Below are 13,388 nucleotides of genomic sequence, written 5' to 3' on the forward strand. Positions count from 1 at the left end.
ACACCGCCGTGAAGAGAATGTTCGTGGCTCCGGATCCGGGGCGCCTGAGACTGAGGAACTCGCTGCGGGCCGTGCTCGGCGTCGGGCTCGCCGTCGCGGTGGCCGAGCTGTGCGGCCTCTCCCTCACCGCCTCCATCACCGGGGGACTCGCGGCCCTGCTCACCCTGTTCACCGTGCTCGACCCGACCGTGCGGGCCCAGCGCGTGACCAGCGCCCTGCTCCCCGTCGCCGGTTTCCCCGTCCTCGCGCTTGCCACCACCCTGCACGGGGTGCCGCTCGCCCGCGATGCCGCCTTCCTCGCCGTCGTGTTCGCCGGGGTCTACGCCCGCCGCTGGGGGCCGCGCGGGCACGCCCTCGGGATCTTCGGCTTCATGATGTTCTTCGTCACCCAGTTCCTGCACGCCGTCCCCGGCCAGCTGCCCGAGCTGTACGCCGCCGTCGGGCTGGCGCTGCTCTCCGCCGGCGCGGTGCGGTTCCTGCTGTGGCCCATCGAGCGGCGCACCCCGCCGCCCGCCGCCCCGCCCGGCCTGCCCGGCACCGGCCTGGCCCGGCCGACCACGCGGCAGGCCTTCCAGGCCACCGCGGCCTGCGCCTTCGCGCTCGGCATCGGCCAGGCGCTCTCCGACGACCGCTGGTACTGGGCCGTCGGCACCGCCTGGTGGATCTTCGTCAACACCGCCTCCCGGGGCGAGACCCTCGTCCGCGGATTCCGCCGGGTCCTCGGCACGGTCGTCGGCATCGCCGCCGGGCTGCTGATCGCCGTACCGCTGCACGGCGCGCCCGCACCCACCGCCGCACTGGTCGCCGTATGCGTCTTCGGGATCTTCTACACGGCGGCCCCCTCGTACTCCTGGATGATGTTCTTCGTCACCGTCATGGCCGGGCTGCTCTACGGACTCCTCGGCGTCCTGCACCCCGGACTGCTGGTCCTGCGCTTCCAGGAGACCGCGATCGGCGCGCTGGGCGCCGCCCTCGCCGTGGTGCTCGTCCTCCCGGTGACCACCCACGGCGCCAACGACGCCTGGATCCAGCGCGCCCTGCACTGCGTGCGGGCCTCCACCGCGGCCTCCCTCGACCGCCTCGCCGGGAACCCCGACGCCGATCCCGCCCCGTACGCGGCCGAACTCGAACTGCTGCTGGGCCGCGTACGGATGGCCCTCGCGCCCCTCGTCCACCCGCTCAGCCCGCTGCGCGCCCGCAAGGCCCGGGCCCGGCAGGTCCTCGGGCTGCTCGACGACTGCGCCCGGGAGGTGCGCGGGCTGGTGGCCGTCGCCGCCGATCCGCAGGCCTCGCACGACGCCCGACTGGCCGCGGCCTGCTGGCGGGTGGAGGCGGCCGTGGAGGCGCTGACCACCCCGCGGACCACGGCGGAACCCGCCGTTCCCAGCCAACCCCGGCCCGCCGCCGCGGAACCGGCCCTCGCGCACCTGCACGGCCTGGAGCACGCCCTCGTGGCCCTCCACGCCCCGCTGCGCACCGACCCGCGCTCGCCCCTCGTCATCAGCGCCTGATCCGGCCGCAGGACGGCCCGGCCGCCGTAGGGCCGGGCCCGCATGATTCCCCAGGTCAGAGACCTGATGACGGCGGATCCTACGCCCTGTCGGCCCTGCCCCGCAGGGCAATGGCCCGAAGATCACTCGGTGGAGTGTTCCGGACACGCGTGCCGTATGCCGCTGACCTGCGGCATGTACAACGGGTGATTGTTGATTGCACATTCATCCGGCACGTACAGGGTGGATCTGGTCGGACAGGGGGTAACCGCCCGGGATGGAAATACTTCAACAGCGCTCGACCACGGCCCAAGTGTGGGAAGCAGCCGAGGAGTTCATCCGACTCTTCCACCGGGAGAACCCGCAGGCGGGTGATCCGCGGGCCCGGCTCGCAGCCGTGCGGGCCGAGCTCGCGGACACCGGCAGCTACCGGCACACCCCGCAGGAGCTCGTCCACGGGGCCCGTGTCGCCTGGCGCAACAGTAACCGCTGCATAGGCAGGCTGTACTGGAACTCGCTGCGCGTGCGCGACCGCCGCGAGCTCACCGCCGCCGACGACATCGCCGCCGAGTGCTTCGAGCACCTGCGCAACGCGACCAACGGGGGCCGGGTCAGACCCACCATCACCGTCTTCGCCCCGGACACCCCTGCCCGCCCCGGCCCGCTGATCTGGAGCGAGCAGCTCGTCCGGTACGCCGGCTACGGCGACCACCACTCCGTCACCGTGGGCGATGCCCGCAACGCGCCCCTCACCAGTGCGCTGCTCGGCCTCGGCTGGGCCGGGGGCGCGGGCACCCCCTTCGACCTGCTGCCGCTGGTGGTCCAGGGCGTCGACGACAAGCCCCGCTGGTTCGACACCCCCGCGGACGCCGTGCTGGAGGTCCCGATCGGGCACCCCGACGACGCGGGCTGGGCCGACTGGGGGCTGCGCTGGCACGCCGTACCCGCCATCTCCAACATGTGCCTGGAGATCGGCGGCATCCACTACCCGGCCGCGCCCTTCAACGGCTGGTACATGGGAACCGAGATCGGCGCCCGCAACCTCGCGGACACCGACCGGTACAACCTCCTCCCCGCCGTCGCCCGGCGCCTGGGCCTGGACACCTCCAGCGACCGTTCGCTCTGGAAGGACCGTGCGCTCGTCGAGCTGAACCGGGCCGTGCTGCACTCCTTCGACCGGGCCGGGGTCACCATCGCGGACCACCACACCGAGTCGCGGCGCTTCCTCAGCCACATAGAGCGGGAGGAGCACAAGGGGCGCGAGGTGGGCGCCGACTGGTCCTGGATCGTGCCGCCGATCTCGGGCTCGGCGACCCCGGTCTTCCACCGCACGTACGACGACCGGCCGAGCTCGACGGCGTACGTCCACCACCCCGGCGCACAGGAACGCGCCCAAGGGCGCGATCTGGTCTAGACCTTCTGTTACCGTCGGCTCCGCACGGATCGATCCGGAACGGTGGAGAGGGGCATCCCGTGGGCGACGCGGACGGTACGGAGGGCACGTACGAAAGCGCCCGGAGCGGCGGACACCGGGTCCACATCGGCTCGTTCACCTCGGGAGGCGGCCGCGGGATCACCACCGCGGCCGTGGACCCGGCGACCGGTGCACTGACCCTGCTCTCCGCCACCGATGCCGTCGCGGACCCGTCGTACCTCGCCGTCGACCGGGCCACCGGCGTGCTCTACGCCGTGAGCGAGACCGAGCAGGGTGCGGCCGCCGCCTTCCGGCCGACCCCCGAGGGCCTCGCCGCCCACGGCCCCGCCGTCCGCGTCGGCGGCTCCGGACCGACCCACCTCAGCGTGGCCGGGCGCCGGCTGCTGACCGCCAACTACACCTCCGGCAGTGTCAGCAGCCTCCCGCTCACCACGGACGGCGCCCTGTCCGGACCCGCCTCGGTCCTCGCCCACCAGGGTTCCGGCCCCGACGCGAGCCGCCAGGAGCGGCCGCACGCCCACCAGGTGCTGCCCGATCCGAGCGGCCGCTGGGTGCTCAGCGTGGACCTCGGCACCGATTCGGTCCGGGTCTGCGCGCCGGACCCGGCCACCGGGGCGCTGCGCCTGCACGGCGAGACCGCGCTGCGCGCCGGGACGGGCCCGCGCCACCTCGTCTTCCACCCGGACGGCGAGGTGGTCTACGTCCTGCACGAGCTGGAGCCGCAGCTGACCGTCTGCCGCTGGAATCCGGGCTCCGGGCAACTGGAACCGGTCGACGAGGTTCCGGTCGCCTCTGCGGGCGCTCCAGGGGGCGTACGGGCCTATCCCTCGGCCGTGGTGGCGTCACCCGGCGGCCGGTTCGTATGGGCCGCCGTCCGCGGCGCCGACGCCATCGCCACGCTCTCGCTCGCCGGCGGGGCCGGGAAACCGCGGCTCACGGGCAGCGTGGACTGCGGCGGCAGCTGGCCGCGGGACATCGCCGCCGATCCCTCGGGGCGCCGGCTGTACGCGGCCAACGAGCGCTCCGGGGACGTCACCTGGTTCGACGTCGACCCGCTGACCGGGCAGCCGCGCCGGGCCGGTTCGGTGGCGGTGCCTGCCGCCACCTGCGTGGTCTTCGGCTGACACGGCCACGCGTGTGCGCACGGCCGAGGGCCCGCGCCCCGGGGAAGAATCCCGGGGCGCGGGCCCTCGTGCGAGCGGTCCTGGGAAGGATCAGTGGGCGGCGGCACCCTGGGAGAGGCCGAGCGCCGCGGAGTACTGGGTGACGACGAGCTTGCCGAGCGCCGAGTAGGCGCCGAGCACCTCGGCGGCCGCGCAGTCGGCCTCCTTGCAGGCCGTGTCCAGCAGCCCCTCGGCAGCCTCCGGGCCGATCAGGTACGGGGCCAGCGCGAGCTGCGTGGAGCCCTCGCTGCGCAGCTGCTCGGCGACCGCGGCCACCGAGCCCTCCTGGTCGAGCGCGGCGGCCTTGACGGGCACCGCGAGGCGGGCGGCCAGCAGCATGCCGGTGACCCCGGCGACCTGGACGGCCTCCGCGCCGCCGGTGGTGGCCACGATGATGCCGTCGGCGGCGGTGGTGACGGTGAACAGCCGGGCGCGGTCGGCGCGGGCCAGGCCCGCCTCGGAGAGCCGTACGTGCAGGCCCTCGGCGAGCAGCGGGTGCGGGCCGAGCACCTCGGCCAGCTCGGCGGCGGCCGAGGAGTCCATGACGGCCTGGCGCATCCGGCGCAGCAGGTCGGCGTCGGGGCCGGCCAGCAGCGGCACGACCACGGCGTCCGGGCCGGTCGGCGCGGGTACCTCGTGGCCGGCGGCGCGGGCGAACTCCGCGCGCGCGACGCGCTCGGCCGCGACAGCGGTCAGCACGGCGGCGAGGGCCGGGAACTCGGAGCCCTCGGCGTCATCGCCCTCGAGGAAGCCGATGCGGGCGTCCAGGCCCGGCAGCTCTGAGCGGCCGATGCTGATGATCTCTTCCGCCAGCCCCCGCGAGGCGGCCGAAGGGGCACCGGGCACGGCGAGCACCAGCGCGGGCGCGCCCTCGGGCGCCACCGCGGGCTCGGGTCGGCGGTGCCGTCCGGCAGGGCGGGGTCGCGGCATTCGTACGGGCAGGCCATTTGCGGGCCCAGTGGGGGAGCTCATGGCGCCGCATGCTACTGGCTTATCGGAACGTAGTGTTCGGGCAGGGCCTTATCGGGCGGCTTCTGTCCGTATTTATCCGTTGAATGTCGTATACCGTTCAACCGAATGATCAACTGGCTGAGGGGAGTCGCCAGTCCACCGGCTGCGCTCCCTGACGGACCAGCAGGTCGTTGGTCCGGCTGAACGGCCTGGAGCCGAAGAACCCGTTCGCCGCGGACATGGGGGAGGGGTGGACGGACTCCACGGCCGGCAACTCGCCCAGCAGCGGCCGCAGATTGCGGGCGTCCCGGCCCCACAGCACCGACACGAGGGGCTTCCCGCGCGCGGCCAGCGCCCGGATGGCCTGCTCGGTGACGGCCTCCCAGCCCTTGCCGCGATGGCCCCCGGTCTTGCGCGGGGCGGTGGTCAGCGCACGGTTCAGCAGCAGTACCCCCTGCCGGGTCCACGGGGTCAGGTCCCCGTTCGCCGGCCGGGGCACCCCGAGGTCCGCGTACAGCTCGCGGAAGATGTTGTCCAGGCTGGGCGGCCACGGGCTCACGTCGGGCGCGACCGAGAACGACAGGCCCATCGCGTGCCCCGGGGTGGGGTACGGGTCCTGGCCGACGATCAGCACCTTCACCTCGTCGAAGGGCTGCTGGAAGGCGCGCAGCACGTTCGCCCCGGCCGGCAGGTACGTCCTCCCCGCCGCGATCTCGGCGCGCAGGAAGTCGCCCATCACGGCGATCTGCGCCGCCACCGGCTCCAGAGCCCGGGCCCAGCCCGGCTCGACGATCTCGTTCAACGGTCGTGCTGCCACAGTGAGTCACTCTACTGGCCGATTCAGTGAGCCAGCACCGCCGCCCGTACGCACAGGACATCGGGCAGGTGCCCGGCCAACAGCTGCCAGCTGTCCCCGTCGTCGTGGCTGGCGTAGAGCTCGCCGTTGCGGTTGCCGAAGTAGACTCCCGCCGGATCCGCGTCGTCCGTGCACAGGGCGTCCCGCAGCACCGTCCCGTAGTGGTCCCCGGCCGGCAGCCCGTGCGTGAGCGGCTCCCATCCGGCGCCCGCGTCCTGGGTACGGAAGACCCGGCACCGGTGCTCCGCCGGGACCCGGTCGGAGTCGGCGTTGAGCGGGAAGACGTACGCGGTGTCCGGCCGGTGCGGGTGCGCGGCCACCGCGAAGCCGAAGTCGGAGGGCAGGCCGCCGCCGATGTCGGTCCACCGGGCCCCGGCGTCGTCGCTGCGGTAGACGCCCCAGTGGTTCTGCAGGTACAGCCGCTTCCGGTTCCCGGCGTCCTGGGCGATCTTGTGCACGCACTGGCCGAACTCCGGATGCGGATCCGGCAGGAACACCGCCGAGACCCCTTCGTTCGAGGGGGCCCATGCGGCGCCGCCGTCCAGGGTGCGGAACACACCGGCGGTGGAGACCGCCACCGTCACCGCGTCGGGGTCGGCCGGGTCCGTCAGCACCGTGTGCAGGCCCTCTCCGCCGCCGCCCGGCACCCAGCTCCTGCGGCTCGGGTGCTCCCACAGCGGGCGGACCAGCTCGAAGGACCTCCCACGGTCCGTCGAGCGGAACAGGGCGGCCGGCTCCGTCCCCGCGTAGACCACGTCCGGCGCCTCGGGGCCGGCCGGATGCAGCTGCCAGACCCGCTCCAGCGAGGCGCCGGTGTCCTTCGGGAACCTCACGGCGGGCTCCGCGGGCTCCTGCCAGCTCGCCCCCAGGTCGTCGGAGCTGAACACGGACGGCCCCCAGTGCGAGCTGTCCCCGCCGACGAGCAGCCGGGGTACCGGCCCTCGCCGGTCGACCGCGACGGCGTAGACGGCCTGGGCGTTGAAATGGGGCCCGTCGAGCTCCCAGGGGCCGCCGCCGCGCCTGCGGCCGATGAAGAGGCCCTTGCGGGTTCCCGCGAGCAGGAGCACCTCGGACATGGTCGACACCTCCGGACTTCACCGTCACGGTCGTCGTGCTGAACTTCTTTCCGGCCAGTCTGCACCCGCCCGCCGACAGTGGCCGGGCAGCCGCTCCGCTGCGCTGACCAGCCGGTCGCCATCGATCAACAGGCGTATCCAAAGGGTGGCTACTTGATCGTAGGAGGCCGAAAGGGGTTGACTTCCACCTCTGCCATCGCACGAGAGGCACTACGTGGTCACCGAGCACCTTTCACCGCTCGACCTCGCCTTCTGGCGGATCGAATCCGCCGCCCACCCCATGCACCTCGGCGCCCTCGCGGTCTTCGAAGCCGCCCCGCAGGACCCCGGCCCTGGTTCCGGCCACGGCCCCGGCCCCGGCAAAGCCGGCCCCGACGCCGCGGTCCGCGCCGCCGCACTGCTCACCGACCGCTGCGCCGCCGTCCCCGGGCTGCGCCGCCGCATCCACGACGTGCTGCTGCCGATCGGCGCGGCCGCCTGGTCGCCCGACGCGGACTTCGATCCGGCCCGGCACGTGTTCCTCGTCCGCACCGGCGACCCGCAGGCCGCCGCCGGGCCCCTCATGGCGCGGCCGCTGGACCGGAGCCGGCCGCCCTGGGAGGCGCACGTCCTGGCCGGTCCCGACCCGGGCTCCTTCGCGGTGCTCTTCAAGTTCCACCACGCCCTCGCCGACGGGCTCGGCGCCCTCGCGCTGGCGGCCATGCTCTTCGACGAGGGCCCGCCCGTACGGGGTCCCGCGCGGCCGGCCCCCGTACCGCAGCCCGGCGGCTCCGCCCTGCGCAGCCTTCCCGGGATCCTGGCCGCCCGGGTCCAGGACGTCGGCCAGGCCCTGGAGATCGGCGCGTCCGTCGCCCGCGCCGGACTGCCCCTCGGCGTCCCGGCCGCCCTGACCGCCGTCCCGGCGCGGACCGGCACCCGCGCGGTCGCGGGCCTCGCGCTCGACCTCGACGACGTCAATCGCATCCGGAAGGTCGCCGGAGGCACCGTCAACGACGTCCTCATCGCCATGGTCGCGGGTGCGCTGCGGCGCTGGCTGGTGGGTCGCGGCGACCCCGAGCCGGAGGGTCCCGGGCCGCGCGCCCTGATACCGGTCTCCCGTCGCCGGCCGGGCGGCGCGCAGTACGGCAACCGGCTCTCCGGCTACCTGCTCCGGCTGCCCCTCGCCGAGCCGGACCCGCTGCTGCGCCTGCACCGGGTGCGGATCGGCATGGACCGCAACAAGGAGGCCGGACCCGCCCGCGGCGCCGGGGCCGTCGCGCTGCTGGCCGACCACGTCCACCCGCTCGGCCACCGGCTCGGCGGCCCGCTGGTCGCGCAGGCGGCCCGGCTGCTCTTCGACATCCTGGTCACCAGCGTCCCGCTGCCCAGTTTCACCTTCTCCCTCGGCGGCAGCCGGGTCCGGGAGGTCTATCCGCTCGCCCCGCTCGCCCGCGGCCACTCACTGGCGGTCGCGGTCTCCACGTACAAGGGCACGGTCCACTACGGCCTGGTCGCCGATGCGGCGGCGGTGCCGGACCTGGCCGCCCTCGCCGAGGCGCTGCACGCCGAGCTCGACGAGCTTGTACGAGAGATCTCGTAGTACGAGAAGTTTCGTAGTACGGTGACTCTCGTACAAGCCGCCTGTCTTCGGCGCGCCCGGCCACATCCGGAGAGTCCTTCATGAGTGCTGCCCCGCTCGCCCCCGCGACCCCTGCCGCCGGCGTTCCCGCCGCCTTCGCCGCCCTCTTCGCACCCCTCACCCTGCGCTCGGTCACCGTCCCGAACCGGGTGTGGATGGCGCCGATGTGCCAGCACGTCGCCGAGGCCTCCGGCCCGGAAGCGGGCGTGGCCCACGCATGGCACTTCGCGCACTACGCCGCCCGCGCGGTGGGCGGCGCAGGCCTGATCCTCCAGGAGGCCACGGCCGTCTCCCCGGAGGGCCGGATCTCCCCGTACGACCTCGGCATCTGGAACGACACCCAGGTCGAGGCGCTGCGCCCGATCACCTCGTTCATCAAGGCCCAGGGCGCAGTCCCCGGCATCCAGATCGCCCAGGCGCCTCCGTAGCCCGTTGACGGGCAGAGCTTCACGCAGCGTCCGCCGGCTCGGGGCATCCGGTTACCGAGCAAGGTCTAGGCACGGGGGCACCTCCGATCTACCGATAGTGATGACGTTGTGACGGCTCGTCATGGAAGGATCGGGGTCGGTCGGCAATGGGCCGACCAGGAGGAGGCAGCACCATGTCTGACGAGCAACCCCCAGCGCTCCAGATCATCGATGTGACCCCGGTCCCGGCCTCGGAGGTCAAGCCTGAAGACGTGGGCACGCTGAGCCTGCGATACGTGGACGGCGTACCCCAGCTCGTCATCAGCGGCGGCAGGTTCGCCCCAGCTGCACTTACGATCGTGGACCCGTCCGGCACTCCTGTAGCGACATACACGGCAGGTCCGCTCCCGGTTATGACGTCGCGCGTTTTGGACACCCAGAACGGTCTCTACACCGCAGACATGACCGTCGTGTTTGATGCTGTGCCGCGTCCCTAGTTGCGCAACGCCACGCACGCCCCGGTACGGACGTGTCAGAGCCTGTACCGGGGCGGTGTTTGTGAGCTGGGCGTAACCCGGACGGCTCAAGATCGTTGGCAGCGTGTGAACAACGCCAAGCGTGTACTTGCCGCTGTTGCCCTCGCGGGGGCCGCGCTGACGATGACCGGAACAGTGCATGCGGCCGACCAGCCCGAACGCAGTGGGTTCGTCACGGACGTGAAAGATGACCCCATTGGCTCTGTCAACTGGAAGCCCGAACTCCCGATCCCGGATCAGTACAAGGTGATCGCTAAGCCCTTGATCAAGTCCACCGTGAACAACTTCAAGGGCAGGATCGCCAAGATCGTCAACAAGGCGATCAACGATTTCAGGACTCGACCGGAGCACTAGCGGCCCCAAAATCCTCGCGCGTCTTGAGTCGGTGGCACGGGCGACAGAGCGGTTGCACGTTCCCGTCCGTGCCCGTCCCGCCGAGCGTGAGTGATGCCCTCACCACCCCTGGTGAGGGCATTCGTGCGCTCCGGGCCTGGTCAGGCAGCCAATGTGTCACCTGACACTCGGTTCATCTTGCGCATGCCGGACGCAAGGCTTCGACCGGCCGCCCCTGGGAGGGCGGCGGCTACGTCGGACCCGAGGCCGACGGCTGGCTGCCGAGCGCCCCGAGCCCGGCGCCGTTCGCCGAGGGCGACCCGGTGCCGCACGAGCTGACGACCGCCGAGATCCGCGAGATCACCGGCCAGTTCGCGGCCGCCGCGCGCCGTGCGCTGGCCGCCGGCTACGAGGTCGTCGAGATCCACGGCGCCCACGGCTACCTCATCGGCCAGTTCCTCTCCGGCGAGAGCAACCGGCGCACCGACGCGTACGGCGGCTCCTTCGAGAACCGGGCCCGCTTCGCCCTCGAAGTCGTCGACGCCGTACGGGCGGTGTGGCCCGAGGAGCTGCCGCTGTTCTTCCGGGTCTCCGCCACCGACTGGCTGGAAGAGTCCGGCTGGACCCCCGAGGACACGGTCCGGCTGGCCGGGCTGCTCCGGGTGCACGGGGTGGACCTGCTGGACGTGTCCACCGGCGGGATGGCCCCGAAGGCGAGCATCCCCGTGGGCCCGGGCTACCAGGTGCCGTTCGCGGCGGAGGTCAGGGCCCGGACCGGCCTCCCGGTGGCCGCCGTCGGGCTGATCACCGAGCCGGAGCAGGCCGGGAAGATCCTGGCCGACGGGCAGGCGGACGCGGTCCTGCTGGGCCGCGAGCTGCTGCGCGACCCGTACGGGGCCCGCCGCGCGGCCGCCGAATTCGGCGCCGGTGTCCGGGTGCCCACGCCGTACCACCGCGCCTGGTAGGGCAACTCGGCCGGGCGGTGCGGTCGGTCGGTGTACTACGGTGTTTCTCGTACAACACACCGGAGCGGGGGCGAACGGAGCAGCAGACGTGACGGATACGGCCACCACCCGTACGCTCGCCCATCCCGAGCCTGCGGAGATCCGGCTCGAGGCGGTGCTGCACGCGCTGTCGGACCCGATGCGGCTGTCGATCGTGCGGGACCTCGCGGTCACCCCGGACGAGCTGGCGTGCTCGTACTTCGTCCTCCCGGTCACCAAGTCGACGACCACGCACCACTTCCGCGTCCTGCGGGAGGCGGGTGTGATCCGCCAGGCCTACCGCGGGACGGCGAAGATGAACGGCCTGCGCCGTGCGGAGCTGGAGGGCCTGTTCCCGGGGCTGCTCGACAGCGTGCTCACCGCGGCCGCCGCGGAGGAGGCACGCCGGGCGGACACCCCCTAGGCATCTGCCCCGGCCCCGGCTCAGGCGCCCGCGGCCGCCGCGCCCAGCAGGCCCGTCCAGTCCGGGATCTTCACCGAGTGGCGGCCCAGCGAGCGCCCGAGGTCGGCCTCCGCCGCCTCGATCGCGAGCCAGCCCGGCCACTGCACCGGGTGCAGTCCCGCCGCCCGCAGCGCGTCCAGCGGGTCGCCCGGCAGCTCCCGCCGGGCCAGCGCCCCCGCGTCCTGGAGCAGCGAGGAGGCCGTCTCCTTGGCGCAGGGCCGGTTGGTGCCGATCACCCCGGTCGGGCCGCGCTTGATCCAGCCCGCCACGTACTCGCCGACCGAGGCCCGGCCCGCGCGCATCACCCGGCCCGCGGCGTGCGGGACCGTGGCCTTCGCGGGGTCGAACGGCAGGCCGGGCAGCGGAACGCCCTGGTACCCCACCGAGCGCAGCACCAACTGCGCCTCGATGTCCTCGTACACGCCCGTCCCGGCGACCCCGCCGCGCCCGTCCGGGGCGGTCCGCTCGAAACGCATCCCGGCGACCCGGCCGTCGGGGCCGCCCAGCACCTCCACCGGGCGCAGGTAGAACCGCAGGGCGATCCGGCGCCGGGCGTCGCCCGGGTCCTGCTCGGCCCAGCCGCGCAGCGCCTCGAGGTTGCGCCGGGCCACCGCGGGCAGCGCGGCGGCCGTGCCCTGGTCCGTGTACGCAGGGTCGAGCGCGAGCTCGGCGGGGTCCACCACCGCGGCCACGCCGGGCAGTGTGCCCAGCTCCCGGAGCTCCTTGGTGGTGAACTTGCCCTGCGAGGGCCCGCGTCGGGCCACCATCGACACCGACTTCACCCCGCTGTCCGCGAGTGCGCCGAGGGCCGGCTGCGGCATGTCGGTCGGGGCCAGCTCCGGCTCGCCCCGGGCCAGCATCCGCGTCACGTCCACCGCGACGTTGCCCGCCCCGACGACCACCGCCGAGCCCACCCCGGGCAGGTCGAAGGCCTCGCCCTCGGCGTCCGGGTGCCCGCTGTACCAGGCGACGAAGGCCGTCGCGGAATGCACCCCGGCCAGCTCCTCGCCGGGGATCCCGAGCATCCGGTCGCGGGCGGCGCCCACGCAGTACACCACCGCGTGGTACAGCTCCAGCAGCCGTTCGGTGGTCAGCTGCGGCCCGCCGACCTCGACGTTGCCGAGGAAGCGGATCCGCTCGCCCTCCAGCACGGTGCGCAGGCTGCCCTGCAGCGATTTGATCTTCTCGTGGTCGGGGGCCACCCCGTAGCGCACCAGCCCGTACGGCGCGGGCAGCCGGTCCAGTACGTCGACGCGGATGCCCGGCACCTCACGTTGCTGTACGAGTGTCTGAGCGGCGTAGACCCCGCTGGGGCCCGAACCGACGACGGCGACACGAAGCACGGCGGAGCTCCTCCCGCAGGTGCTCCCAGCATGCCACCGGGCCCGGCGGCCGTCAGCCCATCGCGCGCATCCGGTGGATCTCGGCGGTCTGCGTGGCCACCACCTCGTTGGCCATTTCCTCCACCGCCCCGTTGTTTCCGGCCGCCAGCGACTCGCCCGCCATCTTCACCGCGCCCTCGTGGTGGGCGGTCATCAGGGTGAGGAAGAGCCGGTCGAAGTCGGCGCCCTTCGCCTCGGTGAGCTGTTTCAGCTGCTGCTCGGTCGCCATGCCCGGCATCGCGCCGTGGTCGTGGCCGGCCGGAGCTCCGGAGGGGGCCGGGTAGCGGGCCGACCAGCTCTCCATGGCGCGGATCTCGGGCTGCTGGGCGGCCGAGATGCGCTCGGCCAGCCGCTTGACCCCGTCCGCCGAGGCTCGCTCCGGGGCCAGCGCGCTCATGGTGAGCGCCTGGCGGTGGTGTTCGACCATGTGCTGCACGTAGGCCCGGTCCGCCGCGTTGGGTTTGTCGTCGGGCTGCCGCTTGGCAGCTTCCCCGGGGGAGAGGGTGTGGGCCTTCTCGCCCGGTCTGCCGGGGGCGATGACCTGCGCTCCGTCGTGCTCCGCCGCGTCGTGGCCGTCGCCGCTCCGGCAGCCGGCCAGGGCGAGCAGGAGGCCCGCGGCCACGACCGCCCCGGTGGTTCGACCGAGTAAGCCCTTTGCCATGTCCATGGTAAGGAACATACTGCCGGGGTCCTGG

General features: G+C 73.5%; 12 protein-coding genes and 2 pseudogenes. 9 read left to right on the forward strand and 5 right to left on the reverse strand.

Annotated elements, in window-relative coordinates; genetic code table 11:
* Positions 1–17 precede the first annotated feature (17 nt).
* The 3 genes from OHT74_RS33045 (at position 18) to OHT74_RS33055 (ending at position 4,049) form a co-directional block, all read left to right on the forward strand.
* A complete protein-coding gene (locus OHT74_RS33045) occupies positions 18–1,511 on the forward strand; it encodes an FUSC family protein (protein ID WP_266673247.1) in 1,494 nt (497 codons plus the stop codon).
* A gap of 256 nt (positions 1,512–1,767) precedes the next feature.
* Positions 1,768–2,904 (forward strand): nitric oxide synthase oxygenase, encoded by a 1,137-nt coding sequence (locus tag OHT74_RS33050; RefSeq protein WP_328622208.1) that lies wholly within the window; start codon positions 1,768–1,770, stop codon positions 2,902–2,904.
* A 59-nt stretch (positions 2,905–2,963) separates the two neighbouring features.
* On the forward strand, positions 2,964–4,049 hold the full coding sequence (locus tag OHT74_RS33055; RefSeq protein WP_328622209.1) for a lactonase family protein: 1,086 nt from the start codon (positions 2,964–2,966) through the stop codon (positions 4,047–4,049).
* A 90-nt stretch (positions 4,050–4,139) separates the two neighbouring features.
* Here the strand turns inward: OHT74_RS33055 and OHT74_RS33060 are convergent, their stop codons facing one another.
* The 3 genes from OHT74_RS33060 to OHT74_RS33070 form a co-directional block, all read right to left on the reverse strand.
* Positions 4,140–5,060: a hypothetical protein gene (locus OHT74_RS33060; protein ID WP_266669616.1), complete on the reverse strand. Its 921-nt coding sequence runs from the start codon at positions 5,058–5,060 to the stop codon at positions 4,140–4,142.
* Positions 5,061–5,169: 109 nt separating this feature from the next.
* Positions 5,170–5,856 carry a uracil-DNA glycosylase gene (locus tag OHT74_RS33065; RefSeq protein WP_266669618.1) on the reverse strand — a complete coding sequence of 229 codons (687 nt, stop codon included), beginning with the start codon at positions 5,854–5,856 and terminating at the stop codon, positions 5,170–5,172.
* A gap of 23 nt (positions 5,857–5,879) precedes the next feature.
* The gene (locus OHT74_RS33070; protein ID WP_328622210.1) at positions 5,880–6,971 is read right to left on the reverse strand and encodes a WD40/YVTN/BNR-like repeat-containing protein; all 1,092 of its coding nucleotides are present in this window, start codon (positions 6,969–6,971) and stop codon (positions 5,880–5,882) included.
* 214 nt (positions 6,972–7,185) lie between these two features.
* Between OHT74_RS33070 and OHT74_RS33075 the strand changes: the two genes are divergently transcribed.
* From OHT74_RS33075 to OHT74_RS33100, 6 genes and pseudogenes are all read left to right on the forward strand, one after another.
* Entirely contained in the window at positions 7,186–8,550 is a 1,365-nt protein-coding gene (locus OHT74_RS33075) for a wax ester/triacylglycerol synthase family O-acyltransferase (RefSeq protein ID WP_328622211.1), read from the forward strand.
* 80 nt (positions 8,551–8,630) lie between these two features.
* A pseudogene (locus OHT74_RS33080) lies at positions 8,631–9,008 on the forward strand (oxidoreductase); the annotation flags it as partial.
* Between the two features lie 182 nt (positions 9,009–9,190).
* On the forward strand, positions 9,191–9,493 hold the full coding sequence (locus OHT74_RS33085; RefSeq protein WP_328622212.1) for a hypothetical protein: 303 nt from the start codon (positions 9,191–9,193) through the stop codon (positions 9,491–9,493).
* Positions 9,494–9,598: 105 nt separating this feature from the next.
* Positions 9,599–9,886 carry a hypothetical protein gene (locus tag OHT74_RS33090; protein WP_328622213.1) on the forward strand — a complete coding sequence of 96 codons (288 nt, stop codon included), beginning with the start codon at positions 9,599–9,601 and terminating at the stop codon, positions 9,884–9,886.
* Positions 9,887–10,056: 170 nt separating this feature from the next.
* Positions 10,057–10,830 (forward strand): annotated as a pseudogene (locus OHT74_RS33095) (oxidoreductase); the annotation flags it as partial.
* An 88-nt stretch (positions 10,831–10,918) separates the two neighbouring features.
* Positions 10,919–11,272 carry an ArsR/SmtB family transcription factor gene (locus OHT74_RS33100; RefSeq protein ID WP_328622214.1) on the forward strand — a complete coding sequence of 118 codons (354 nt, stop codon included), beginning with the start codon at positions 10,919–10,921 and terminating at the stop codon, positions 11,270–11,272.
* A gap of 20 nt (positions 11,273–11,292) precedes the next feature.
* Here the strand turns inward: OHT74_RS33100 and OHT74_RS33105 are convergent, their stop codons facing one another.
* Positions 11,293–12,654: an FAD-dependent oxidoreductase gene (locus OHT74_RS33105; RefSeq protein WP_328622215.1), complete on the reverse strand. Its 1,362-nt coding sequence runs from the start codon at positions 12,652–12,654 to the stop codon at positions 11,293–11,295.
* Positions 12,655–12,706: 52 nt separating this feature from the next.
* A complete protein-coding gene (locus tag OHT74_RS33110) occupies positions 12,707–13,360 on the reverse strand; it encodes a DUF305 domain-containing protein (protein ID WP_328622216.1) in 654 nt (217 codons plus the stop codon).
* Between the last annotated feature and the right edge of the window lie 28 nt (positions 13,361–13,388).

The organism is Streptomyces sp. NBC_00354 (genome assembly GCF_036106915.1).
Lineage (GTDB): Bacteria > Actinomycetota > Actinomycetes > Streptomycetales > Streptomycetaceae > Streptomyces.

Bases quoted from the DNA above. Each gene is read 5' to 3' on its own strand.
- OHT74_RS33045 (WP_266673247.1), top strand. From the start codon at position 18: ATGTTCGTGGCTCCGGATCCGGGGCGCCTGAGACTGAGGAACTCGCTG.
- OHT74_RS33050 (WP_328622208.1), top strand. From the start codon at position 1,768: ATGGAAATACTTCAACAGCGCTCGACCACGGCCCAAGTGTGGGAAGCA.
- OHT74_RS33060 (WP_266669616.1), bottom strand. From the start codon at position 5,060: ATGAGCTCCCCCACTGGGCCCGCAAATGGCCTGCCCGTACGAATGCCG.
- OHT74_RS33070 (WP_328622210.1), bottom strand. From the start codon at position 6,971: ATGTCCGAGGTGCTCCTGCTCGCGGGAACCCGCAAGGGCCTCTTCATC.
- OHT74_RS33085 (WP_328622212.1), top strand. From the start codon at position 9,191: ATGTCTGACGAGCAACCCCCAGCGCTCCAGATCATCGATGTGACCCCG.
- OHT74_RS33110 (WP_328622216.1), bottom strand. From the start codon at position 13,360: ATGGACATGGCAAAGGGCTTACTCGGTCGAACCACCGGGGCGGTCGTG.